Here is a 22387-nt window from a genome sequence, read left to right as displayed (position 1 = left end):
TCTTTAATTATTGGATAATCCTCTTCTCTTTTTCTTTTTTCGTGTATTTTTCAATTGATTAGGCATATAATCTGAAGAATATTCCGCCTGAATAATCACATTTAATGCTTTTACCAAATCAGGAATGGAAAGGCTGTCTTTTTGATATTGAAGATCATCAATCAATATTTCTCGATGAGGGAGTTTTTCAGAAATCTGATTCCTTTTTTCTTCACCAGCAATCTTTAATTCACAACGTTCTTCAATTGCTTTTGCACTGTATTGCTTCCCTAGGCTACTTCCGTTGAAAACGTTTTTTGTCGTATGGTCAATATACGTTATGCCATATAATTGACCTTGGGAACTTCTTCTAAACACACTGTGAATACCTTCTTTTTCCAATAACTTTACCAGTTCGTTTGTGGATATTACCCGATCTCTTAGCAGAGCTTTGTCAATAATGTTTTTCACTCTTAATTTGTCTGGAATTCTTCTAATTTCATTAACCTTAAATTTTTCTTCCAAGAATTTTAAAGTAGGTTTGAAGTAAAAATCACTTGCCTTTATCGGCACGCCAATTGGCTTTCCCTGTTCGTCAAGTATTCTATATACCAATCCATTTGTCAAAAATATTTTTGAATTCTCACTGCCACGGTCAGCCAAAACATTATATTGTTTTAATACCGCATTGAGTTCGGGAAGGCTAGAAAATTTGTACTCATTGAGAACCATATTTAAAACATTGGCTAAAGCTTTCTTGGATTCAATCTTTCCGTACTGCACCTTGCTCATTGAAATTGGTTTCAAATTAAAATCCTCTTTCTTTTTTCTTCCTTCCGCTTTTACCAGTCCAAAGAGCTCTTCAATTTCTTTTCTTGCGGGTTCTGATTTTCTTATGCCCAAATGGTGGAGGTCAATTCGCTTACCATCCCATTCAATATTTATAGAGACTACATGCACATGTGGGTGTCCCGCATCGTGGTGTTGGTACACCAAATAGGGTTGTTTTCCAAACCCGATTTTCTCCATATAGGTATTGGTAATAGCCATTAGTTTTTCTTTGGAATGGTTTTCTGATGGGTCAAAATTCAGTGAAATATGAACGCTGCTCCGTTTGGCATTTTCGTTTAATTCAAGTCGTTTTATAAAGCGATTTAGCTTTATAGCATCACTCATTTTATCTACATCAACGGGATAATTACCTGCACCGATACACTCCGCAACACCAGCTTTCACTTTGTTCTCATTGTAGTTTAAAATACTACGGATTGAATGGCTTGTTTTTATGATTGTAACCATTTGTCCGTGATTTTTTGCATGTGATTTTGAATGTCATTTACCTTATTGAAAAGAAGTCTTTTCTCCAATTCGTATCTTAGAACCCATTCCCTGAATTCAGGAATTTGTTGCAGGGTGTGCATCTTTTTTACAGCCTGATTGACATTGTTTCCGATTGCACTCAGCTCATTGCGAAGTACTATTGTTTCTTCCATAAAATCATCCAAGGATTGATTTCTGTAAGTTGTAGTAATGGGCTTGTCAAATAGATGCTTGCGAACATAATCGCTCAGCTTACGGCATGTGCTGTTTTTGTATTTGTGCTCGATTTTTGCGTATTCTTCGGGTGTTAGGCGCAGTGTGATTCTGCGTGATCTGTTTGAATTTTCTCTTTCCATCATCTTTCATTTTCATTGTTTATCAAACTCTTTTATTTTTAATGTCTCCACCGCCGAGTTCCGAGGCATAAGGTGGCCAGATCCGGTTGTCCGACAACCGTTCATCTGGCCGTTACAGGAACGTTGTAACTTTATAGCCTTTTCAAGGTCTTTCAGCCTTTTAGTTTTTTAAGATCTTCAAAAAAGGTTACATTCCTCAAAATTGTAAATAAGTAGCGGGTGTTTTTTTATAGTTTACGGCCTAAATTCTTTTTGGGAGGTTTTGAAGCATTCATGATCCAGTCGTTAAAATCCTTATAGTTTTCGTAAATGCTACTTTCGTCTTTGTATTTTGGATTCATTGAAAGTGCACGCTGGGTACAATTTATTCCCGATATGTCCCTGTCAAGATAAAGGTTGATTATATTGTGTTTTTCCATAAATGGGCGTGCTCTTTCAAACAATGCAATGGAATTTAAAACAACAAAATCCTGACCTTTTTCGGGAAGGTTTTTGGTTGTCTCTTTAAAGGTTAAAAAGTCTATGAAACCTTCAAATACATTTGCTTCATTGCTTCCATTATTTATGGTCGTAATATCCTTTGGCGAGCTACTGGTTTTGAAATATGGATTGCTAATTTCATAACCTCCTGAATCGTTTTTGAATCCTATTCCAAAATAAGTTTTGCCATTGATCTCGTAGCGAACTTCACGACAAAATTGTTTTGCAATTTCGAGGTGGATTTTTCTTTCTTCGAGGTATCGCAATAGCGAAGGAGAAGTGATTGGAAAATCCCCAAGTATTTTGATTTTGCTTTCGGTAGAAATACTTTTATTTGAAGGTAAAATAGTTGGCTGTTGAAGAGAAAAATTACTATAAAGTTTTTGCAAAAATTCGCTAACAGTACAACTATGATATAGTATTCCAAAATCAATAAGAGTGCCTCCTTTGCCTAGTCCATGGTCAAACCACAAATTAAGTTTTTGATTGACTTTGAAAGAGGGTGTATGTTCTTTTCTTAAAGGAGAACAATACCAATAATCCACATTTTTAATTTTGAAAGGCTGGTATCCTAACGAAGACAAGTAACTGACAATGTCTAATTTTTTGGCTTCCACGGTGGAAAGTGTTTTATTTCTGAAATCCATATCTGCATATTTTTCTAGTTCATTTTTCGGTCAAATCCGAAGTTAAGAAATAGAAAATGGTTAAACGATCATAACCATATTTTGCCTAGGATACGATTGTATAATAAAAGAGCCTCGCAAATAATTGCGAGGCTCTTTTATTGGGTATCCATGTGGTATTAGGATTAAACTATTTATCCTTCAATAATTTTTCTAAATAAGTTATTTTATCTTTTTCAACTTGAACTAGTCGTTCATAAAGTTCTACCACTTTGTCAAGAGGATTGAACGTGCAATTATTAGCATGTATTGCTCCATGATTAGAGCTGTTGTCATAAAAGTTGGCAAAGTAATTAATTACGCCTTCCTCAGAGAAATTTTTAATAGCCTCTACACTTACGTCAAGAGCTTTTGCAACTTCTATTAACTTTTCTTCTTCAATTGTCTCACTTGCCTCGATATTAGAAACTGATTGTTGACTTACGCCAATAGCGTTAGCCAATGCTTCTTGTTTCATACCTTTTAGTTCTCTAATTCGGCTGATATTTCTGCCAATATGTTTTGGTTTTGTAGCTGTGTCCATAGTTCAAAGATATTTAAAATTCTTTTAAAAAATCAATTTTGGTAAAAAACAAGTACTTCTTTGTAAGATACAATTTCGATTAGTTCGGTACAGTACAATCAATTGCTTACTTGCTGTGTATTAGACAAAAATACAATTTTTCAGACGAGTATTAACTAAAAAAGTAAAATTATGAAAGCGATTGACAATTCAGGATTACAAACGGTTAGCAACATTATTGTTGAGAGTATTAGCACAAGCGGTATTTACTGCTTTGGAGAAAAAAAACAGATTCAAGCAATACAAAATCCATTTCAAGAATCTAATTCTAAACACAAAGAGCATACACATTTTTATTTATTGGTTTTTACCAATGAAATTATAATAAATGCAGTTGCTGATATTAGTGATGTTATAAAAACTAAAACGGAAGGACGTTACACAGTTACTTTGTTAATGCATAAAGCAACATCAGTACGATATCTTACTCCTCATAAACTATATTTTTTCTATGAGGTTTTAACTAAATCCCAAACGGTGTATGAACATGTGAATGTTCCTCCCAATATTGCTTTTGATGGAATTCCAAAACGTAAATTAGATTCAATTCGCTCGCATTGGAAAAATAGAAATATAGTTGCCACAACTTTTTTAGAAAGTGAAAATCAAATTGATGGAAATAATACTGAATTAATTCAAGAGTCAATGCTGCATATAGCTGTAGAGGAAACTTGTCTAGGACTTATAGATGTGTTTTTAGGATATCAACCTAATCATTTTTCACTCGGCTATCTTTTTGATATCTGCGAAATATTCACTTCGCTCACTTCTGAAATATTTCCAAGAAAAACAGAGGAAGATAAAAAGCTATTTGATTTATTAAAAATGCATCCAAGTTCTCTTCGTTGGGCTAATCTAAAAACTTCCAGTTTTTTACATACAGAACTCTTAGAGAAAAGATGTAATCTTTTTTGTGAAAGAGCCTATGAACTTGTTAACGCAGAATTGGAACGCTTGGGAAATCTTGAACCTAAAAAACAAAAGTCATGACAAGTGAAATTAAAACTCTGGAAGAATTTAAGCATTTTGCCTCTTATCATTTTGATGTCCTTACACCTGCAGAAAACATATATGCAGGACATATCCTTGAAATTAAAGTTTCAGGATATTCAGATATGATTAGACTTGGTTGTAATTTAATAAAAATGTGCGCTTATATTACCCAATCCGATGGGCCATATATCACAGATTTGGTAAAAGATCCTCACATAGATGTTTCGTCAGTACTAGAACTAGCATTGCAATTATTTCCACATGGAGAGTTAGAGGTTTTAGATGAAGTTTATCAATTACTTATTGATGATGAAGTGAATAAGACTAAAAAAAACATTGAAAAAGAATGACTATGCAAACAAATGAAACAGAAGACCTAAAGGAATTTCAAGAACTGGCGAAAAATGGTTTTAAAACTCTCCAACCAGCTATGCACAAAAAAGAGATGTATAATGTTGAAATAGGAGTAGAAGGATATTTGGACTTGCTTTTTACGGTTGCTAATTTGATTAAGGTTTCAATTATGACACTTGATACGGATGAACCATTTTCTAATTTAATACCTAATCCACCAACTAATATAAGAAGCATGTTAGAGATAGCATTACAACTTTTGCCATTCGAGGAAGCGGAGTTTTTGGATAAATCTCGAGATTTGCTGTTGAAAAGAAAAGAAGCATGAGATTGTTCATTGATGTCAAATATCCTGACTATATTTTGCTTGGGGTGAAGTAAAAAATGTATTTTATCTTTAAAGTGATAATGATTGTTGAACAAAAAAGACCAGTAACGGTCTTTTTTTAATGGAGAGGAATATAAAAATGAGAAATCGAGAAAAGATTGAAAAAAGTAAAAGCACAATCGAGAAAGCTTTGAAAGTATTAAAGGCTGAGGAGGGATCTTTAACTTCTGAACAGCTGAAAAGAATGTCTAGGGAAGTAGTAGCGAATACTGAAAAGAAACAAGAGAAGGTAAATAGTTTATCAATTTTGACAATCCCAGAAGTTGCTGCTAAACTAAAGATCGCAAATCAAGGAACAGCTAAAAGATGGCTAGAAAGAAATGGTATTTTAATTCATAGATTTTCAAAACAAAATATCGTTTACACAATTGAAGTCATATGTGAAATCGACAAACCCTTTGTGAGATCTTTAAGATTAAAATATCCAACAAAATGGAAAAGAATATACAGAAATCTGGTTAAAGATCAAGATGTGTATGATCTTTTGGTTTTACAACTAGATGGCGAGTTTGACTTCGGCCCAACCACCAAGGTGAAAAGAAATGCAGGGGATGAGAAATTATATAATGACTTAATGAAATGAATAAGTTAGTACTGCCAAAGAACAAATATAAAGGGATTAAGATTTATTGTAAAAAATGTAAAGTAGATAATCCTAAATGTAAACATTTTGAAAGCTTTTCGTATAAAGTAAGAGTTCATATCCCAGGAACCCAAAAGAGTGTAAAGTCTAAAATATTGAAATCAAAGGTCTATAGTGATGCTGTTATCGAAGCTATTAATTTTGAAAAATACTTAGAAGCCACAAATTATCAAACAATAGTTGTTGATTCAACACATGGGAATGACTATTCAGTTATTGACTCTATAATAAAGTATAATCATTATCTAAATGGTGAAAGTGAATACGCTCAATTTAAAAAGAACGTTACTAATGAACACCGTAAGGAATTAATACGATTTTGTAAATATTTTGCTAAGACATTAAAAAAAAATAAAAACATTGAATCGACTAGAATTATAGATGTTAGTAGACAAGATGTATCGAATTTTTATTCTTGGGCTGATAGTCATTATAGCCCGAAAACTTTTAATAAATGTATGAATGGAGTAAAAGGTTTTTTTGATTTTCTCATTGATATTGAAGAAATTGAAATGAAGAATCCTTTTAGGAAATATTCTCGTAAACAGATACGAAAAGCAAATATTGATTCTGTCACCAAAGAAGAGTTTACTGCAATTCTTGATGCGGTTGATACGTTTAGTCCTTTCCTTGTTCTTGGAGGTAGGGGAGAGCGAAAAAACATGTTTAAACCGTATTTGAAAGATGGCTTTAGATTGTTTTTGTTAACTGGAGGAAGGCGAGAGGAAATTGTTGATTTAAGATGGTCTGATATTTATGTATCAGTTAGTGGGGTGAAATTTTTTAGAATTCAAAATCTAAAAGTGGAACGAAGCCTCAATATGGATGGATTATATAAGTACATTCCAATAAATTCTGATTTGTTTGACCTATTAATAGAGATGGGTTATCATGAAAAAAAGCAAACTAACGATTTTATTTTATTACCTGAAAGAAAAGTCCAATCAAAAACAATTATGGATTCGCTTTCAAAATCTTTCACCCATTACAAAAATGGAGCAGGTATCAAAAAAGAGATAAGTTTGAAGAGTTTAAGGAAAACATATATTACTTGGGTACATCAAGTAATGCAAAAAGAAACAGGGTTATTAACTTCACATTCGACTACAAAGGTATTAGAATCATATTATATTGATCCTCAAATTTTATCAGTAGTTGAAAAAGGGGCAGTTGAAATAAAAATATTTGGATCAGATTCCTCACTCTAATTCCTCACTTTTTTTCTTTTGGTCTATCTTTTTTTCTGAATTCATACCAATAAAAAACCCTTAAACAATTGATGTTTAAGGGTTTGTTTCTTGTAGCGAAGACGGGAGTTGAACCCGTGACCTCAGGGTTATGAATCCTGCGCTCTAACCGACTGAGCTACCTCGCCAAATGTTTTCAAGGATAACCGCCCTTGAACGCGGGTGCAAATATAGACATTATATTAAAGCTTGCAAGCATATTTTAAAGAAAAAAAAATATTTTTAAAAAGATTTTTTTTTCGGGCTTATTATCTATATATTCGAAAAAAATAATTGTAGCACATGGATCAAAAAGTACGTTACGAAATCGAGTTCCCTATAAATTCTTCTCCGCAATTGTTATATCAGTATATATCAACCCCTTCGGGTTTGTCAGAATGGTTTGCTGATAATGTAAACTCTCGTGGTGAATTTTATACTTTTATATGGAATGATTCGGAAGAGAAGGCTAGACTTGCCTCTAAAAAATCTGGGGAGAAAGTGAAGTTTAAATGGGTAGACGCAAACGGAAAAGATACCGATTATTTTTTTGAGTTGCATATTTTAGTGGATGAGTTGACTAAAGATGTTTCTTTAATGGTGGTTGATTTTGCAGATAAAGACGAACTTAATGAAGCGACATTGCTGTGGGAAAATCAAATTTTAGATCTTAAACATCTTATTGGATCAGTATAGTAAAATTCTATTTTATGACTTATATTTGCCCTAAACAAAATTTAGGGCTTTTTTTATGATTAATTATAATGGGACTATTGTATCTCAGGATACAAATGTATTGACAGAGAATCGTGCTTTTTTATACGGCGATGCCGTTTTTGAGACGATGAAAATTGTAAATTCTAAAATCCTTTTTTTAGAAGATCATTATTTTAGGCTGATGGCATCCATGCGTGTCGTTAGAATGGAAATTCCTATGAATTTCACCATGGAATATTTAGAGGAACAAATCCTTTCTTTAGTAAATAACAACGGATTATCTAATTCGGCTCGTGCCAGAATAACTGTATTCAGAAATGATGGAGGTTATTATTTGCCAATGACTAATACTATTTCATTTTTGATTAACGCAATAGCTTTGGAAAATGCGCTGTATTCATTTGACCAAAAGGAATATGAAGTAGATTTGTTTAAAGATTTCTATGTTACAAAACAATTGTTGTCTTCTATAAAAACCACCAATAGAATTTTGAATATTACCGCAAGTGTATTTGCTAACGAAAATGGACTAGATAATTGTTTGTTGTTGAATGATAGCAAGAATGTAGTAGAGGCTATTCAAGGGAATATTTTCATGTTATTGGGAGGTAAACTGATTACTCCTCCAGTTTCAGAAGGTTGTTTGAATGGTGTGATGAGAAAGCAAATTTTAGAACTGGCAAGAAAAGTGGATAGAATAGAAGTTGTTGAAGCTGTAATCTCTCCATTTGACCTCCAGAAAGCAGATGAGTTGTTTGTTACAAACGTTATAAAAGGAATACAGCCAATAACTAAATACCGAAAAAAAGAGTTTGGTGTTAATTTGGCAATGGAATTATTGCTAAAATTAAACGAGACTATAAACTAGAGGGTTAATTTAGATATGGATTCTCTGGGGCGTTAGACCAAATAAGGTATTCGCCGCCTAATTCCATGATTTGTTCTTTCCAGAAATGGGTTGCTGATTTGCCTATGATTTTATTTTCGTAATTGTTTGTTGCGATAATCCATGAATTTTCATTCATTTCTGTTTCTAGTTGATTTTCATCCCAACCTGTATAACCAAGGAAAAAACGAATGTTGTCTTTTTTGATTTCTCCTTTGTTAATGAGTTTCTTAGCAGACTCAAAATCACCTCCCCAATAGATACCATTGGATATTTCAATGCTGTTTGGAATTAATTTTGGAATATTGTGAATAAAGTATAGATTGTCTTGTTCTACAGGGCCTCCATTATAAATTTTGAATTTGGCATTGATTTCAGGAATGATGTCGTTAATCGTATATTTTAATGGTTTATTTATGATAAATCCTACTGATCCTTGCTTGTCATGGTCTGCTAATAAAATTACAGATCTATTAAATGATAAATCTCCAATTATAGAAGGCTCTGCTATAAGTAGTTGTCCTTTTTTTAATTTTTCTGAAATCATGGTGCTGTAATTTTTTTAAATAAATATATCATAAAATTAAGAAAAAGTATGAAAATAAACCAAATATAATCGTTTAAGTGTATAAAAAAACCCTCCATCTGGAAGGTTTAGATTATATTAGGTTTTTGAAACTTTTAATTAGTTTACTGCCCCTTCTAATTCAGCACCAGCTTTGAATTTTACAACATTTTTCGCAGCGATTTGAATCGTTTTTCCTGTTTGAGGATTTCTACCGTCTCTAGCAGCTCTTGGAGAAACTGACCATGATCCGAAACCTACTAGAGATACTCTTCCGCCTTTTTTCAAAGTACCACCTACGTTTCCTAAAAATGATTCTAAAGCTAATTTCGCAGCTGCTTTTGTAATTCCTGCATCAGCAGCGATAGCATCGATTAATTCTGATTTGTTCATAATAAATAGTTATTAAATGTTGGTTAAAAAAAATTGTCAATACACAAATTTAGAAGGAAATCCCTTCCTTGCAAGTGTTTTCGTTATTTTTAATTTATTTTGTTGATAACTTGGTTTTTTTGTTCATAAAACAATCGATATTTCTTGTATTTTATAGGTAAGTCACGTTTTTATTGGCTTTAAAAGGCTTTTGCGGCTTCAGAAAGAGCGATTCCGTTTAATAGTTCCGATGTAGTCATCTTCTTTTTTCCAGGAAATTGTAAGCTTAAAACTTGTATAAATCCATTTTCAACTGCAATTTTCATTTCTTTTTTGGTGCAAATAATGCTGCCAACTTCATGGGTGTGGCTTTCAATAATTATTTTTGTGTCATATATTTTTACGTTCCATTCTTCATTTTTATCAGAAAAAATACACCATGCCGCAGGATAGGGGCTCAAGCCTCTTATTAGGTTGTTAATTTCCAGCGCCGATTTTGTCCAATCGATTTTACAGTTTTCTTTGTTTAGCTTGTAGGCTGTTTTTATATTAGCATCTTCCTCCTGAATAATGGTATTTACATTGCCCTTTTCGATCATTGCTAAAGTTTCAACCACGGTCGTGCTTCCTAAATCCATTAATCGGTCGTGTAGATGTCCTGCATTTTCGTTAGAATCAATATCGGTTTCTGAACTCAAAATCATAGCACCGGTATCAATTTTGTCATCGATAAAAAAAGTGGTTACTCCGGTTTTTGTTTCTCCATTTATAATTGCCCAATTAATAGGTGCGGCACCACGATAATTGGGCAGGAGTGAAGCATGAAGGTTAAAGGTTCCTAATTTTGGCATTTCCCAAACTACTTTTGGTAGCATTCTAAACGCTACTACAATTTGCAAATTAGCATTTAGGGTTTTTAACTCTTCCAGAAACGATTCGTCTTTTAAATTTGTGGGTTGTAATAATCTTAGGTTGTGTTCTAAAGCGTATTCTTTTACAGCCGAGTATTTTAGCTTTTGTCCGCGTCCTGCTGGTTTATCTGCAGCTGTAATAACACCTACTACATCGTAGTTGTTTTTGATTATAGTGTCTAGGATTCCAACGGCAAATTCCGGCGTTCCCATAAATACAATTCGTAATTTCTCCATTATGGTTTTAAGGTATATTTATTGTTCGATTTTACTGCGATATTTTCGTTTTCCAATAATTGCTGAATCACAAAGATAACATCCTCTGACTGATTATTGGTTCTGTTTTGTATCTCTCTGGAATTTAAATCTTCCGTTTGTAATAAGGAAATGATTTCTTTTGCAAGAGACTTAGTGTTTGTCTTTTTGTTCTTTTTAGTAATGCAATAAGAACAAATTCCACAATCTTCTATTGTTTTTTCTCCAAAATAATCCAATATCAATTTACTTTTGCAAGTCTTTTTCTCGCTGATGTAATTCAATACTGATTTGAGTTGTTCCTTTTTTAGTGAATTTTGATTTTCTAAATATTTTGAAACTCTGCTAATTGTTCTTTCGTCCTCTCTTACTTCATTAAAAGTTAATTTGGAATCATTGCCTTTTGAATGGTATTCAATAATCTCTTTTTCTTTTAATTTCTGTAAAACGGCTTGTATTTGAGCTTCGGAATGATTTGATTTTCTTGCAATTAATTCTAGATTAAAAGGGATCAGCATTTCATGAATTCCGGGATAGGTGCGCAAAATAGTCAAAATGATTTCTTCATCCTTCGGATTTAAACTCATGTAACGCAGTGTTTCTTTTGATGGAATAATAAATTGTAAAGTTATTTTTTCAGAGAATTCTTGTGATAAAGTAATGATTCCTTGTCTGTCTAAAAACTGCATGGCATTGTATGTTTTTAGTACGGGAAACTTGTATTTTGAACAGAATTGATTTAAATTGAAAGAAAACTGTTCGTTTATTCCCTCTCCGTAAGCAATTTGGAAGAAATTAGATAGTTTGACGTAAACTTCATTGAGGGATTTTTTATCGGGTAGAATATCGATAAACTGATTTTCTGCCTGAATAATATCCGAAGGGCTGGTTAGTAATACGGCAAAAGCTTTTTCGCCGTTTCTACCGGAACGACCCGCTTCTTGGTAATAGTTTTCTATATTTTCGGGTAATTGGATGTGAATAACGGTTTTTACATCGGCTTTGTCAATTCCCATTCCAAAAGCATTTGTAGCTACAATTACCTGCGCTTGATTCTGCATCCAAAGTTGCATGTTTTTATCTTTTTCTTTGGATGTAAGTCCACCATGATAATAGGTTGATTTAAATCCTAAGGATTGCAGTTGAGACGAAATATCCAAACATGATTTTCTGTTTCGGACATATATGATCGAAGATTGAGGATTCTTTTTTAAAATTTGTTCTATTCGAAAAAGTTTATCTTCAACTTCAAAAACCATATAAGCAATGTTTGTACGCGCAAAGGATTTTTGAAATAATTGAGGCTTTTGTAAACCTAATTCATTTATGATATCTTCTTTTACTTTTGGAGTTGCAGTAGCAGTCAATGCCAAAAAAGGAGTTTTCTTGAAGTGGGTTTTTAGTTTCGAAATCTTTAAATAAGCCGGACGAAAATCGTGTCCCCATTGTGAAACGCAATGTGCCTCGTCAATTGTTATTAGGTTTATGGGAAGATTTTTTATTCGATCCAGAATCCAGTCAGATTGCAATCGTTCCGGTGATAGATAGAGAAATTTGTAATTTCCGAACTGACAATTGTCTAATAAGTCAATCATTTCGTCCGATTTTATACCGCCAGTCAATGCAATTGCCTTTATGTTTCGCTTTTGTAAATTGGCAACTTGGTCTTTCATTAAAGCGACCAAAGGCGAGATTACCAGACAAATTCCCTCGGTCATCATTGCAGGAATTTGAAAACAAATTGATTTCCCGCCACCGGTTGGCATCAAGGCAAAGGTATCTTGACCGCTTAAAACAGAATCTATTATTTCTTCTTGCAGCGATCTAAAAGTATCGTGTTTCCAGTATTTTTGGAGAATTTGTAATGCTTCAGACATCAATTTTGATTTTGAATTACAAATTTTGAATTACAAATCGATGATTCATGATTCAGAATCCAATATTTCTAAATTACTTAGAAATTTCGTCTAATATAAAAAGAATTCTATTATCAACAGTATCTTTTGGGACTTCTATAAGGTTGTATCCATAACCTTTGTAAGTTTCTATAAGGTGACTTTGGATTAATTTAGCTTGTTCGTAATTTTCATAACGAGCTTCATCACTAACGTAAATTTCTTCCCAAGGTGGTAAAATGAAAATTTTAGAATAGGTGTGTTCTCTGCAAATAGCATCAAACGAAGGAGGATAACTGTCTCCAATATAGTGCATGTATGCTAAAACATCAGGAATGCCTCGGTCAATAAAAACAACATCGTGAGGTTCGTTTAATGCTTGGGCAAATTGCTTTTTTCGTCCTTCTAGGAGCAGTTCGCTAAACAATAAAGGCTTCTCAAGAAATAATTGTTCGATTCCTTGTTTTTTTGCCTCCAAAGTTACTTCTCTGGATATTTCAGGATAACAACAAAAGCCTTTTGCCGTTAATCCATCTATGATTGTGGATTTTCCAGTTCCCGGTCCACCTATAATTACTATAATTTCTTTCTGCACTTTTTGGAAAATAAGGCGCAAACTTACTCAAACTAATTGGAATTTGAAAAAATGATTGCCATTAAAACTTTTGTTTTTGAAAAAAATAATAATTCATAATTCGCAAATTACATTTGAAACAGTATCTTTGCTATTATTTTTAAATAAAAAATGGATAAGAATACCGAAGAATTTTATGATAGATTAAAAGCAGAGCTGGATGCGAGTACTACTTGGCCAGCCGAATATCTATTTAAATTTATAGTACCTACCGAAAATGACAATATCGAACGTGTTGAGTTGGCTTTTGATTGTATGGGTGCCGTTATTAAAACAACAAAGTCTAGAACAGGTAAGTTTACCAGTATATCTGTTGATGTTCAGATGAAAGATTCTCAAGCAGTAATTAATAAATACCAAGAAGTCTCCGTTATTAAGGGTATTATTTCACTATAATTGTAATGTGCTTTTTTGATGCGCACTCGAATTTTTAGGATTATTGCTCTTCAAGTTTAGCTGTGACACAGAATCAAAATAAAATTCACCTATGAATTCGAAATACAAGAAAGAAATTGCGAACGATGTTGTTCATCATTTGGAATACAATGCCGAAAGACCGCATTTAATTATTCCTGAATATGGTCGTCATTTGCAAAAATTAATTGATCAGGCGACTGCAATTGAAAATGCGGAAGAGCGAAATAAAATGGCAAAGTATATCATTCAAGTAATGGGGAGTTTGAATCCTCATTTGAGAGATGTACTTGATTTTCAGCATAAATTATGGGATCAGCTCTTTATTATGTCTGATTTTAAGTTGGATGTTGAATCGCCATATCCAATACCTTCCCGTGAGGTATTGCAATTGAAGCCGGATGTTTTAAATTACCCTCAAAACTTTCCTAAATACAGGTATTATGGTAACAATATCAAATACATGATTGATGTTGCCAATAAGTGGGATGAAGGCGAAATGAAAAGTGCTTTGGTGAAAGTGATTGCAAATCACATGAAGAAATCCTATTTAAGTTGGAACAAAGACACGGTGAAAGATGATGTCATTTTTGAGCATTTGTATGAATTATCTAGCGGTAAATTAGACTTGCGTCAAAGTACGGAAGAGCTTATAAACACGACAGATTTATTACGTACCAATAAGCGTATATCCAATAAAATTGCGCCGGCTGGACCACCAAAAATCCAAAGCAATAAAAACTTAAAAACGGCTAAACAAAAACCTTTTTCAAAAAAACAAAATAATCAGCAATAAGGAGTTAAATTGTCGGTTAATAACACTGAAGTGCTATAGAAATTTCGATGAGTTAATGTCTAAAAACCTTATAATCTTAATAAAATAATATGGGAATTTTCAAAATAGAAGGCGGTATTCGTCTAAAGGGAGAAATCACTCCACAGGGAGCAAAAAATGAAGCATTACAAATTTTGTGTGCGGTTCTTCTTACTCCTGAAAAAGTAACAATCAACAACATTCCTGATATTATTGATATCAATAAATTAATTACGCTTTTAGGGAATTTAGGTGTTAAAATTCAAAAAATCGGTTCAGGTTCTTATACTTTTCAGTCTGATGAAGTGAATGTTGGCTATCTAGAAACCGAAGCGTTTAAAAAAGAAGGTGGGGCTTTAAGAGGTTCTATCATGATTGTTGGTCCGCTTTTGGCTCGTTTTGGAAAAGGATATATCCCGAAACCAGGTGGAGATAAAATAGGAAGAAGAAGATTAGATACCCATTTTGAAGGCTTTATTAATTTAGGTGCAAAATTCCGTTACAATAGAGAAGACCATTTTTATGGAGTTGAGGCTACAGACGGCTTGATTGGTGCTGATATGCTACTTGACGAAGCATCTGTAACAGGAACTGCTAATATTGTAATGGCTGCAGTTTTGGCAAAAGGAATAACAACTGTCTATAATGCTGCCTGTGAACCGTATTTGCAACAATTATGCAAGATGTTGAATTCTATGGGAGCCAAAATTACTGGAGTAGGATCAAACTTATTGACTATTGAAGGAGTAGAATACCTTGGCGGTTGTGAGCACAGAATTCTTCCAGACATGATTGAAATTGGTTCTTGGATTGGTCTTGCGGCTATGACTAGAAGTGAAATTACAATTAGAAATGTAAGTTGGGATAACTTAGGTGTTATTCCTAGTACTTTTAGAAAAATTGGAATCACCTTAGAGCGCAGAGGAGATGATATTTATATTCCTTCTCATGAAGATGGATATGAAATTAAAACAGATATTGACGGTTCTATTCTTACCGTTGCCGATGCGCCTTGGCCAGGTTTTACACCTGACTTATTGAGTATCGTTTTGGTCGTGGCAACACAAGCAAAAGGGGATGTGTTGATTCATCAAAAAATGTTTGAAAGCCGTTTGTTCTTCGTGGACAAACTAATTGATATGGGAGCCAAAATTATGTTGTGTGATCCGCATAGAGCAGTAGTTATGGGACATGATTTTCAGTCACAATTAAAAGCTACAACGATGTCATCACCTGATATTCGTGCCGGTATTTCTTTATTGATTGCAGCTCTTTCGGCAAAAGGAACAAGCACCATTCAAAATATAGAACAAATTGATCGTGGTTACGAAAGAATTGACGAACGATTGAGAGCTATTGGAGCTAATATTGTTCGTGTTGAATAAACACAACAAGCATAATGAACAATGAACAAACTGCCGTAAAGGCAACCTATTTTAGTATAATCGGAAATACCTGCTTAGCAATTATTAAAGGCTTAGCAGGTTTTTTTGGCAATTCTTATGCCTTGATTGCCGATGCTATCGAATCGACAACAGACATTTTTGCCTCTTTTTTAGTGCTATTTGGGATCAAATATGCAAACAAACCTGCCGATAGTAATCATCCTTACGGACATGGACGTGCTGAGCCATTAATAACATTTTTGGTGGTAGGTTTTTTGATTACCTCTGCGACAATCATTGCGTATGAGAGTATCATTAATATAAGTGTTCCGCATGATTTGCCTAAGCCTTGGACGCTTATTGTTTTAGGGGCAATAATTATTTGGAAAGAATTCTCTTTTCGTTTGGTCATGAAAAGAGGTGTGGAAACCAATAGTTCTTCGCTAAAAGCGGATGCTTGGCACCATCGTAGCGATGCAATAACTTCGGTTGCCGCATTTATCGGGATTTCGATTGCTTTGATTTTGGGCAAAGGCTATGAGGAAGCCGATGATTGGGCGGCTCTTTTTGCTTCCGGATTTATTCTTTATAACAGTTATTTGATTTTCAGACCTGCTCTTGGTGAGATTATGGATGAACATTTATATGACGATTTGATAGAGCGTATCAGAAAAGTATCTTTTCAAGTGGATGGAATTATCGATACCGAAAAATGTTTTATTCGAAAATCGGGAATGAAATACCATGTTGATCTTCATGCTATAGTAGACGCTGATATTTCGGTAAAAGAAGGACATGATTTAGCTCATAAGCTAAAAGATACACTGCGAAAAGAAATTCCTGAATTAGGTCATGTTTTAATACATGTAGAGCCCGATAAATACAATTAATTATTTCTGCCGAAATAATAAAATAAAAAAAACGAGTCCAATTAAAAATGGGACTCGTTTTTTTATTAAAACAGAATGTTATTCCAATACGTTCAAAATTTTTAAACCAAAAATAACGCCATCACCTTGATATCCGTTTTGGTAAGAACGAACATAGTCAAAACGGAATATTTTTAATTTTCCAAAACCAAGGTTATCAAGGCCAATACTGAATTCCGAATAAGGTTTTGAATTAGGAACGGCAAGGGTATGGACACCTAATACCATAGTTGATTTTAATTTATTCAACAGCGGAATTTTATTCATAATGTAACCTTGATCATTGTGTTCCATATGCGCCTCAAAATAGCTGTCGTTTGTGCTGTTTGAATAATAAGGCAATAAATTAAATACATTCAAATACCGATTAGCTTGCCCAATGTGTGTTTGGTTTCCGTTAAAATGTTTGTAGTCAATAAATGAAATGTTTTCAGCATTAAAAAATTTTCCCGCCTTTAAATTTAAGGCAAAGTTTCCTTTGTTTCCGATTGTTGATTCGTAATAAAGTCGGGAACTAACATGGTCAAATTCATATTTTTTGTCGCTTCCGGCAAATGATTTTTCGTAAGCTAGAAATAGAGTAGGGTATTTGTTGTTTCTGATATTGAATTTACCATCTGGATGGCTGGAATATTTGTTTCCAAAATTAATTTTTGCATTCAAACTTGCCTTCATCAAATGATGTTCTTCAAAACCTGGATTTACAAAGTCGTTTGGAGCTAACGGATTATTCGAAGTGTACAAATCCTCTTTGTTGAAATAAGAAAAATCGGTAGTATTGAATAGCAGTTTTCGTTGTTGGAATTCTATTTTTCCGTTTAAATTTATTCCATTAGCGATATCTTGACCATAATTTAGTTGGGCAAACTCCAGATTATACAATTTCATGTAGTTATCCTTGAAAAATAAGGAACTGATAGAATTTATAGTCTTGCTGATGGGTTGGCTTTCATTGAATTGTTTTACCATACTTCCTCCGGATGCGGTTAAAGTTGCGTAATCTTGGTTATTGAAGCGATGTGTAAACAAACCTGTTACACGCAATCGATCTTCTGAAAATCCATAATTAAATTTTGTTTTTATAGAAGTATATTTTCCTTTCTTGTCCGCATCTGAATCTGTGAATGAAAAACCGGAATCTAGATTATAACCCTGAACCGTATTGAAACTTAACGAACCGAGATTTAGTAAACCATCGTATTTGAAAGACTGTTTTTTTATGCTATTTCTGTAGGTATAACCGTTAATGATTTTAAGTATTTTGAACTTATTCCCTTTTTGGTCAATAGAATCCAAATATTTTTCTGAATTGCGCACCTTGTAAATACTGTCTTTTCGGATATAGTCACTTTTTTCTTCCAATGTCAAAGGGATTGGCCTGTTAGCATTCCAAAAAAGGCTGTCTTTTTTATTTGAATTGATTTCGACAGTGGTAATTTCGTTTGTGAAAGTTTTTTTATCAAAAGAATTGATGAACTCATAATTACTGTACACATAGGTGTATTTTCCAAAGAATTTTATACCAAAAGCGCCTGCGGTAATATCAAGACTTTGGGTGTTTTTTGCCCATAATCTATTGTTTTTATTGTAATTGAAATTTTGTTTTAAGGTCATGACATCTACGAAATCTTCTTTCATTCGATAGCCTTTTATGTCTAAATCTATCGCGTAAATTGCCCAGGAATCTTCAACGATATAGATATAGCCTTCAAAAACAGGTTCCTTATCGCGCTTTGCAATAACTTTTATCTTATTGATCATTTGGTTGTTTTCATCGTTGAATGTGCCTTCTAAATTGAATTTATAATAATCGAAAGCATTGTCAGCTATGGGCGAAACCATGTTAATGCCAAAATTGACATTGTTATCGTAAAAGTCATAAAATGATGATCTGGCGGTATTGTAGCTGTAGCCATTATTGTTTCCGCTTACTTTTGAAGCCGTGACTACTTCTTTTAAATTGTTTGGTTTTTCAAAAATAATTTTGGAAAAGGTTTCCGATAGTGAAATAATTCCGGTGCCAGTAGAATCCAAAGAGCCATTCATATCGCCAATTTTTTGTCCAAAAATCTTTTTGGGCGCATTTTTGAGTTTAAAAATACCTCTGGAATAGAAATCGGCTTTAAAACGAGCCGTTTTTTCGGCATTTTCTTTTTTGCTGGTAATAGCATTTTTTATAATGGCAATGGCAGGGTTGATTTTGGTATTAATCACCACTTCATTCAAAGAAAAACTTTCTTCGGTCATTTTAATGTCCAAAGTATAGGATTGCTTTGTTGCTTGAAGAGCTACTTTTTGAGTTTTAAAACCAAGATATTGAAAAACGATGGGATTCTTACCGGCAGTTTTTAAATTCAATTCATATTTTCCTTGCTCGTTTGAGGTGGTTCCGTTGTAAGTGTCTTCTTCGAATATTGTTACAAAGGGCAAAGGATTTCCTTTCTCATCAGCAACGGTTCCTTTGATTTGGCCAAAGCTGGCAGTGGCTACTAAAGTGGCTGTAATAAAAAAAAATATTTTCATGAGAGTTTTTTCTTTCACAAAAATATAAGAACTTAAAAATTAGACTATTAATAATTTGTTAAACCTTTGTAGGATTATTTTTAATGGTTTTAGGATGCTTATAAAAAAGACTGGATAGCCAAGTCATAGCTTTTTAATCCAAAACCTAAGATAACTCCTTTGGCATTGCCGGAAATGTAGGATTGATGTCTGAAACTTTCACGAGAAAATGTATTCGAAATATGAACTTCGATAACGGGGGTTGTTATAGCTTTTATGGCATCTCCAATACCAATAGAAGTATGAGTATAAGCACCTGCATTAAGAATAATTCCGTCATAGGAAAACCCAAATTCCTGAATTTTATCAATTAATTCGCCTTCTATATTACTTTGAAAATAACTGAATTCGATTGTAGGATATTTTATTTGTAGTGAGGTAAAATACTCCTCAAAAGTTTGACTTCCGTACACTTCTGGTTCTCTTTTTCCTAAAAGATTGAGGTTTGGGCCATTGATGATGCAGATTTTCATAGTTTTTAGTTTTTTGTAAAAATAAAAAAACCGTTCCAATTAAAGAACGGTTTTTACGGAATTAGTTTTGTGATTTTAGAATTTAAATCCAGCCGAAACTTGAAGTACAGAGTTCTTAACCTCTGCCTCTTTTGAAGCTTCTGTTAGTCCTAATACATAGCGACCTTGTAGAAAAAAGTTTTTAGTGATATTTAAACTTAATCCTCCTGCCAATCCAAACTCAAAACTTTCTGCATTTTTTACATTAAAATCATTTTTTTCGCTCAATAAGAAAGATGCCTGTGGGCCAAGATCTAAACTAATGGCTTTGCTTAAATTTATTTTTGCCAAAACTGGAATAGATATATAGCCCAATTCATTTTTGAATTCTGTTCCTAAATTTTTGTAAGAAGCACCCTGTGTTGAGTATAGTAATTCTGGTTGTATAGCGAAACCATTGGTTAGGTTTAGTTCAGCTATTAAACCTACATGATAACTAGTAATAGCATCAGTTTTGTAATTGGTGCTGTTTATTGTAATATCAGTACCTGTTTGATTGGCGTAATTTAGTCCGGCTTTGATTCCGAATTTAATAGATTGAGCTTGGATACTTGCAGACAAACCAAGAAAAATCGTGGCGACTAGAAAGGCTTTTTTCATAAGTAGGGTTTTTTATTTACATCTAATTTGAGTTCGCAATTTAAAACTCTTTAGTTGGATAATTATTGTGTTATTTTGCTTTTTTTGTGAAAGAATCAGTTTATTTGTTCGTTTTAATTTTTCTTCACAAGACCTTTTTGTCTGAAAATAAGTCGTTTTTTTATCCTGTTCTTTTTTAAGAATCTTTTCGAAAATGTAATCTTAAACTTTCAGAGTGTTTTTTTTGTATGGGTTTAATCCTGATATATTGCTAGTCAACGATTTTGTGTTTTTGAGTGGGTGGTTTTTAGAGGTGTTAAGTAACTTTGGTATACTAATTTCTAAATCAAACATCATGAAAAAAATTACTTTATCGGCAGTAGCATTATTCATTTTTGGATTTGTAACTGCGCAGGACAAAAAAATGCATAATAACGGTGGTCAAACCTCTGAAGGGAAATGGCTAATTGAGGCCAATACTGGTTTTGGAGGTGGAACTGCTGCTCATTCGGCCAATACAAGTTTTGGTTTTACTACAACTGATGGCAATACAGAATGGGCTATTGGTGCTGAAGCGGGTTATTTTGTAATAGATGATCTGGCTATTAAGGCGGGTCTTGGATATTCCAGTGTTTTTGATGGAGATGTCACTTCGTTTACTTATAAAGTAGGGGCTAAGTATTATATTAGCAGTATGATTCCGGTTCAATTGGATTTGACGGGAGCTTCTTGGAAAGACGCCGGAGAGAATCCTCTTTGGTTCGGAATTCAGGGTGGTTATGCCATTTTTTTGGGAGATAATGTTTCTATTGAGCCTGGTTTACGTTACAACGTAAGTTTAAATGAAGATTTTTATGATAAAGGAATCTTTGAGGTAAGAGTTGGATTCGCATTGCATTTCTAATATTATAAAAGCTTAAATATTTAAAACCTTCTGCTAATGTGGAGGGTTTTTTTATGGATAATTTTTACTAAAATGATGTCGGTTTTGATCTAAAGTTGATCTTTAAAGTGTAAGAAATATGTGTTAAAATATATATATTTTTTGATTGTTAAAAAAATCATTAAATATAGTGAGGGATTATTCTTTAATTGAAAGTAAAACAGTGTTTTATGACGGGCTTAATTTGGTTATTTGTGTTTTTTTTATATGTTTTGTTTTTTTAGAATAGGAGTTTTTATTGTTTTTAATAAGATAAATACTAAGTTAGCTCTGAAATTTTAATAAAAATAAAAATGAAAAAAGTTATTTTAGCAGCGGTGGCTGTATTTGCATTTAGCTTTGCTAATGCGCAAGAAGCTAAATTTGGAATAAAAGGGGGATTGAATTTTGCTAATTTTTCTGGCGATATACAAGATAATACCACATTAGTTGGTTTTAATGTTGGAGGCTTTGCTGAAATTAATGTTTCGGATAAATTTGCTATACAACCTGAGTTATTATATTCTACACAAGGAGCTGATGGTGATGGAGGGAATTTTAAAACAGCTTATGTTAATATTCCTGTTATGATTAAGTATTTAGCCGCTCCAAAATTTAATTTAGAAGTTGGTCCTCAAGTCGGTTTTTTGACGTCTGCAAAAGTGAAAGAGGATGGAGGGCTATCAGGTGACGTAAAAAAATTATTTAAATCAACAGATTTTGGATTGAACTTTGGTGCCGGATATGATTTTACAGAAAAAATTTCTGTAGGGGTTCGTTATAATTTAGGTTTGTCAAATCTTTTTACTGAAGAATTTGATGCTCTCTTAGGTGAAAAGACTAAAGTTCATAACTCTGTTTTATCATTGTCATTGGCTTGTAAGTTCTAATATTTTAAAAAAATAATTAGTTTTAGAACCTCTCTATTTCGGGAGGTTTTTTTTATTGTTTTTTTTTAAATATGTCCATTTTAGCTCCGAAATTAGTCCTGAGGAAATAAAAAACAAGTTTAAATGTGTTAAAATTTGTTTTTTTATGTTTGATATAA

General features: G+C 33.1%; 25 protein-coding genes and 1 tRNA gene. 13 read left to right on the top strand and 13 right to left on the bottom strand.

What is annotated here, in order from left to right:
• Positions 1-3: 3 nt before the first annotated feature.
• The 4 genes from ACMDB5_RS00830 to ACMDB5_RS00815 all read right to left on the bottom strand — a co-directional run bounded on the left by ACMDB5_RS00830 (position 4) and on the right by ACMDB5_RS00815 (position 3344).
• Positions 4-1278 carry a relaxase/mobilization nuclease domain-containing protein gene (locus ACMDB5_RS00830; RefSeq protein ID WP_413999148.1) on the bottom strand — a complete coding sequence of 425 codons (1275 nt, stop codon included), beginning with the start codon at positions 1276-1278 and terminating at the stop codon, positions 4-6.
• A complete protein-coding gene (locus tag ACMDB5_RS00825; protein WP_413999147.1) occupies positions 1263-1655 on the bottom strand; it encodes a plasmid mobilization protein in 393 nt (130 codons plus the stop codon). The genes ACMDB5_RS00830 and ACMDB5_RS00825 overlap by 16 nt, the downstream gene beginning before the upstream one ends.
• 227 nt (positions 1656-1882) lie before the next feature.
• The gene (locus ACMDB5_RS00820) at positions 1883-2782 is read right to left on the bottom strand and encodes a toprim domain-containing protein (RefSeq protein WP_413999146.1); all 900 of its coding nucleotides are present in this window, start codon (positions 2780-2782) and stop codon (positions 1883-1885) included.
• A 169-nt stretch (positions 2783-2951) separates the two neighbouring features.
• Positions 2952-3344, bottom strand: a complete 393-nt coding sequence (locus ACMDB5_RS00815; protein ID WP_413999145.1) for a helix-turn-helix domain-containing protein — start codon at positions 3342-3344, stop codon at positions 2952-2954.
• A 171-nt stretch (positions 3345-3515) separates the two neighbouring features.
• Here ACMDB5_RS00815 and ACMDB5_RS00810 point away from each other — a divergent pair, with 171 nt between their 5' ends.
• The 5 genes from ACMDB5_RS00810 to ACMDB5_RS00790 all read left to right on the top strand — a co-directional run bounded on the left by ACMDB5_RS00810 (position 3516) and on the right by ACMDB5_RS00790 (position 6969).
• Positions 3516-4373 (top strand): hypothetical protein, encoded by an 858-nt coding sequence (locus ACMDB5_RS00810; protein ID WP_413999144.1) that lies wholly within the window; start codon positions 3516-3518, stop codon positions 4371-4373.
• Entirely contained in the window at positions 4370-4726 is a 357-nt protein-coding gene (locus ACMDB5_RS00805; RefSeq protein WP_413999143.1) for a hypothetical protein, read from the top strand. The genes ACMDB5_RS00810 and ACMDB5_RS00805 overlap by 4 nt, the downstream gene beginning before the upstream one ends.
• Before the next feature lie 2 nt (positions 4727-4728).
• Entirely contained in the window at positions 4729-5058 is a 330-nt protein-coding gene (locus tag ACMDB5_RS00800) for a hypothetical protein (protein ID WP_413999142.1), read from the top strand.
• A 139-nt stretch (positions 5059-5197) separates the two neighbouring features.
• Positions 5198-5701 (top strand): hypothetical protein, encoded by a 504-nt coding sequence (locus ACMDB5_RS00795; RefSeq protein ID WP_413999141.1) that lies wholly within the window; start codon positions 5198-5200, stop codon positions 5699-5701.
• On the top strand, positions 5698-6969 hold the full coding sequence (locus ACMDB5_RS00790; RefSeq protein ID WP_413999140.1) for a tyrosine-type recombinase/integrase: 1272 nt from the start codon (positions 5698-5700) through the stop codon (positions 6967-6969). Before ACMDB5_RS00795 ends, ACMDB5_RS00790 begins: the two co-directional genes overlap by 4 nt.
• Before the next feature lie 93 nt (positions 6970-7062).
• Here ACMDB5_RS00790 and ACMDB5_RS00785 read toward each other — a convergent pair.
• Positions 7063-7136, bottom strand: a tRNA-Met gene (locus tag ACMDB5_RS00785).
• A 154-nt stretch (positions 7137-7290) separates the two neighbouring features.
• Here ACMDB5_RS00785 and ACMDB5_RS00780 point away from each other — a divergent pair.
• Positions 7291-7683 carry an START-like domain-containing protein gene (locus ACMDB5_RS00780; protein ID WP_413999139.1) on the top strand — a complete coding sequence of 131 codons (393 nt, stop codon included), beginning with the start codon at positions 7291-7293 and terminating at the stop codon, positions 7681-7683.
• Between the two features lie 55 nt (positions 7684-7738).
• On the top strand, positions 7739-8572 hold the full coding sequence (locus ACMDB5_RS00775; protein WP_413999138.1) for an aminotransferase class IV: 834 nt from the start codon (positions 7739-7741) through the stop codon (positions 8570-8572).
• A 4-nt stretch (positions 8573-8576) separates the two neighbouring features.
• On the opposite strand, the gene ACMDB5_RS00770 is transcribed toward ACMDB5_RS00775, so the two are convergent.
• From ACMDB5_RS00770 to ACMDB5_RS00750, 5 genes are all read right to left on the bottom strand, one after another.
• Complete coding sequence (locus ACMDB5_RS00770; RefSeq protein ID WP_413999137.1) at positions 8577-9137, bottom strand: YqgE/AlgH family protein; 561 nt, start codon at positions 9135-9137, stop codon at positions 8577-8579.
• Between the two features lie 138 nt (positions 9138-9275).
• Positions 9276-9548 (bottom strand): HU family DNA-binding protein, encoded by a 273-nt coding sequence (locus ACMDB5_RS00765; protein WP_072939393.1) that lies wholly within the window; start codon positions 9546-9548, stop codon positions 9276-9278.
• A 179-nt stretch (positions 9549-9727) separates the two neighbouring features.
• Positions 9728-10675, bottom strand: a complete 948-nt coding sequence (gene fmt / locus ACMDB5_RS00760; protein ID WP_413999136.1) for a methionyl-tRNA formyltransferase — start codon at positions 10673-10675, stop codon at positions 9728-9730.
• Complete coding sequence (locus tag ACMDB5_RS00755; RefSeq protein WP_413999135.1) at positions 10675-12570, bottom strand: ATP-dependent DNA helicase RecQ; 1896 nt, start codon at positions 12568-12570, stop codon at positions 10675-10677. The genes fmt and ACMDB5_RS00755 overlap by 1 nt, the downstream gene beginning before the upstream one ends.
• Positions 12571-12643: 73 nt before the next feature.
• The gene (locus ACMDB5_RS00750; RefSeq protein WP_413999134.1) at positions 12644-13183 is read right to left on the bottom strand and encodes an AAA family ATPase; all 540 of its coding nucleotides are present in this window, start codon (positions 13181-13183) and stop codon (positions 12644-12646) included.
• Between the two features lie 150 nt (positions 13184-13333).
• Here ACMDB5_RS00750 and ACMDB5_RS00745 point away from each other — a divergent pair, with 150 nt between their 5' ends.
• The 4 genes from ACMDB5_RS00745 (at position 13334) to ACMDB5_RS00730 (ending at position 16725) form a co-directional block, all read left to right on the top strand.
• On the top strand, positions 13334-13618 hold the full coding sequence (locus ACMDB5_RS00745; RefSeq protein ID WP_413999133.1) for a DUF493 family protein: 285 nt from the start codon (positions 13334-13336) through the stop codon (positions 13616-13618).
• Between the two features lie 91 nt (positions 13619-13709).
• Positions 13710-14432: a DUF4290 domain-containing protein gene (locus tag ACMDB5_RS00740; protein WP_413999132.1), complete on the top strand. Its 723-nt coding sequence runs from the start codon at positions 13710-13712 to the stop codon at positions 14430-14432.
• Positions 14433-14521: 89 nt separating this feature from the next.
• Positions 14522-15835 carry a UDP-N-acetylglucosamine 1-carboxyvinyltransferase gene (gene murA, locus ACMDB5_RS00735; RefSeq protein WP_413999131.1) on the top strand — a complete coding sequence of 438 codons (1314 nt, stop codon included), beginning with the start codon at positions 14522-14524 and terminating at the stop codon, positions 15833-15835.
• A gap of 14 nt (positions 15836-15849) precedes the next feature.
• The gene (locus ACMDB5_RS00730) at positions 15850-16725 is read left to right on the top strand and encodes a cation diffusion facilitator family transporter (protein WP_413999130.1); all 876 of its coding nucleotides are present in this window, start codon (positions 15850-15852) and stop codon (positions 16723-16725) included.
• Positions 16726-16803: 78 nt separating this feature from the next.
• On the opposite strand, the gene ACMDB5_RS00725 is transcribed toward ACMDB5_RS00730, so the two are convergent.
• The 3 genes from ACMDB5_RS00725 to ACMDB5_RS00715 form a co-directional block, all read right to left on the bottom strand.
• A complete protein-coding gene (locus tag ACMDB5_RS00725) occupies positions 16804-19287 on the bottom strand; it encodes a DUF5686 and carboxypeptidase regulatory-like domain-containing protein (protein WP_413999129.1) in 2484 nt (827 codons plus the stop codon).
• Positions 19288-19385: 98 nt separating this feature from the next.
• Entirely contained in the window at positions 19386-19799 is a 414-nt protein-coding gene (aroQ, locus tag ACMDB5_RS00720; RefSeq protein WP_413999128.1) for a type II 3-dehydroquinate dehydratase, read from the bottom strand.
• A 75-nt stretch (positions 19800-19874) separates the two neighbouring features.
• Complete coding sequence (locus ACMDB5_RS00715) at positions 19875-20438, bottom strand: porin family protein (RefSeq protein WP_413999127.1); 564 nt, start codon at positions 20436-20438, stop codon at positions 19875-19877.
• A 334-nt stretch (positions 20439-20772) separates the two neighbouring features.
• Here ACMDB5_RS00715 and ACMDB5_RS00710 point away from each other — a divergent pair, with 334 nt between their 5' ends.
• Both ACMDB5_RS00710 and ACMDB5_RS00705 read left to right on the top strand, forming a co-directional pair.
• On the top strand, positions 20773-21321 hold the full coding sequence (locus ACMDB5_RS00710) for a hypothetical protein (RefSeq protein WP_413999126.1): 549 nt from the start codon (positions 20773-20775) through the stop codon (positions 21319-21321).
• Between the two features lie 332 nt (positions 21322-21653).
• Positions 21654-22229, top strand: coding sequence for a porin family protein (locus ACMDB5_RS00705; RefSeq protein WP_413999125.1), 576 nt, complete (start codon positions 21654-21656; stop codon positions 22227-22229).
• The last annotated feature ends 158 nt before the right edge of the window (positions 22230-22387 follow it).

It is taken from the genome of Flavobacterium sp. W1B (assembly GCF_047344965.1).
Taxonomy (GTDB): Bacteria; Bacteroidota; Bacteroidia; order Flavobacteriales; family Flavobacteriaceae; genus Flavobacterium.
The sequence above is the reverse complement of the archived record's forward strand: the minus strand, read 5'-3'. Positions and strand labels throughout refer to the sequence as shown.

What these genes read in the sequence shown, in the direction of transcription:
- ACMDB5_RS00830 (WP_413999148.1), bottom strand. Translation starts at nt 1,278, where the DNA reads ATGGTTACAATCATAAAAACAAGCCATTCAATCCGTAGTATTTTAAAC.
- ACMDB5_RS00825 (WP_413999147.1), bottom strand. Translation starts at nt 1,655, where the DNA reads ATGGAAAGAGAAAATTCAAACAGATCACGCAGAATCACACTGCGCCTA.
- ACMDB5_RS00820 (WP_413999146.1), bottom strand. Translation starts at nt 2,782, where the DNA reads ATGGATTTCAGAAATAAAACACTTTCCACCGTGGAAGCCAAAAAATTA.
- ACMDB5_RS00815 (WP_413999145.1), bottom strand. Translation starts at nt 3,344, where the DNA reads ATGGACACAGCTACAAAACCAAAACATATTGGCAGAAATATCAGCCGA.
- ACMDB5_RS00810 (WP_413999144.1), top strand. Translation starts at nt 3,516, where the DNA reads ATGAAAGCGATTGACAATTCAGGATTACAAACGGTTAGCAACATTATT.
- ACMDB5_RS00805 (WP_413999143.1), top strand. Translation starts at nt 4,370, where the DNA reads ATGACAAGTGAAATTAAAACTCTGGAAGAATTTAAGCATTTTGCCTCT.
- ACMDB5_RS00800 (WP_413999142.1), top strand. Translation starts at nt 4,729, where the DNA reads ATGCAAACAAATGAAACAGAAGACCTAAAGGAATTTCAAGAACTGGCG.
- ACMDB5_RS00795 (WP_413999141.1), top strand. Translation starts at nt 5,198, where the DNA reads ATGAGAAATCGAGAAAAGATTGAAAAAAGTAAAAGCACAATCGAGAAA.
- ACMDB5_RS00790 (WP_413999140.1), top strand. Translation starts at nt 5,698, where the DNA reads ATGAATAAGTTAGTACTGCCAAAGAACAAATATAAAGGGATTAAGATT.
- ACMDB5_RS00780 (WP_413999139.1), top strand. Translation starts at nt 7,291, where the DNA reads ATGGATCAAAAAGTACGTTACGAAATCGAGTTCCCTATAAATTCTTCT.
- ACMDB5_RS00775 (WP_413999138.1), top strand. Translation starts at nt 7,739, where the DNA reads ATGATTAATTATAATGGGACTATTGTATCTCAGGATACAAATGTATTG.
- ACMDB5_RS00770 (WP_413999137.1), bottom strand. Translation starts at nt 9,137, where the DNA reads ATGATTTCAGAAAAATTAAAAAAAGGACAACTACTTATAGCAGAGCCT.
- ACMDB5_RS00765 (WP_072939393.1), bottom strand. Translation starts at nt 9,548, where the DNA reads ATGAACAAATCAGAATTAATCGATGCTATCGCTGCTGATGCAGGAATT.
- fmt (WP_413999136.1), bottom strand. Translation starts at nt 10,675, where the DNA reads ATGGAGAAATTACGAATTGTATTTATGGGAACGCCGGAATTTGCCGTT.
- ACMDB5_RS00755 (WP_413999135.1), bottom strand. Translation starts at nt 12,570, where the DNA reads ATGTCTGAAGCATTACAAATTCTCCAAAAATACTGGAAACACGATACT.
- ACMDB5_RS00745 (WP_413999133.1), top strand. Translation starts at nt 13,334, where the DNA reads ATGGATAAGAATACCGAAGAATTTTATGATAGATTAAAAGCAGAGCTG.
- ACMDB5_RS00740 (WP_413999132.1), top strand. Translation starts at nt 13,710, where the DNA reads ATGAATTCGAAATACAAGAAAGAAATTGCGAACGATGTTGTTCATCAT.
- murA (WP_413999131.1), top strand. Translation starts at nt 14,522, where the DNA reads ATGGGAATTTTCAAAATAGAAGGCGGTATTCGTCTAAAGGGAGAAATC.
- ACMDB5_RS00730 (WP_413999130.1), top strand. Translation starts at nt 15,850, where the DNA reads ATGAACAATGAACAAACTGCCGTAAAGGCAACCTATTTTAGTATAATC.
- ACMDB5_RS00725 (WP_413999129.1), bottom strand. Translation starts at nt 19,287, where the DNA reads ATGAAAATATTTTTTTTTATTACAGCCACTTTAGTAGCCACTGCCAGC.
- aroQ (WP_413999128.1), bottom strand. Translation starts at nt 19,799, where the DNA reads ATGAAAATCTGCATCATCAATGGCCCAAACCTCAATCTTTTAGGAAAA.
- ACMDB5_RS00715 (WP_413999127.1), bottom strand. Translation starts at nt 20,438, where the DNA reads ATGAAAAAAGCCTTTCTAGTCGCCACGATTTTTCTTGGTTTGTCTGCA.
- ACMDB5_RS00710 (WP_413999126.1), top strand. Translation starts at nt 20,773, where the DNA reads ATGAAAAAAATTACTTTATCGGCAGTAGCATTATTCATTTTTGGATTT.
- ACMDB5_RS00705 (WP_413999125.1), top strand. Translation starts at nt 21,654, where the DNA reads ATGAAAAAAGTTATTTTAGCAGCGGTGGCTGTATTTGCATTTAGCTTT.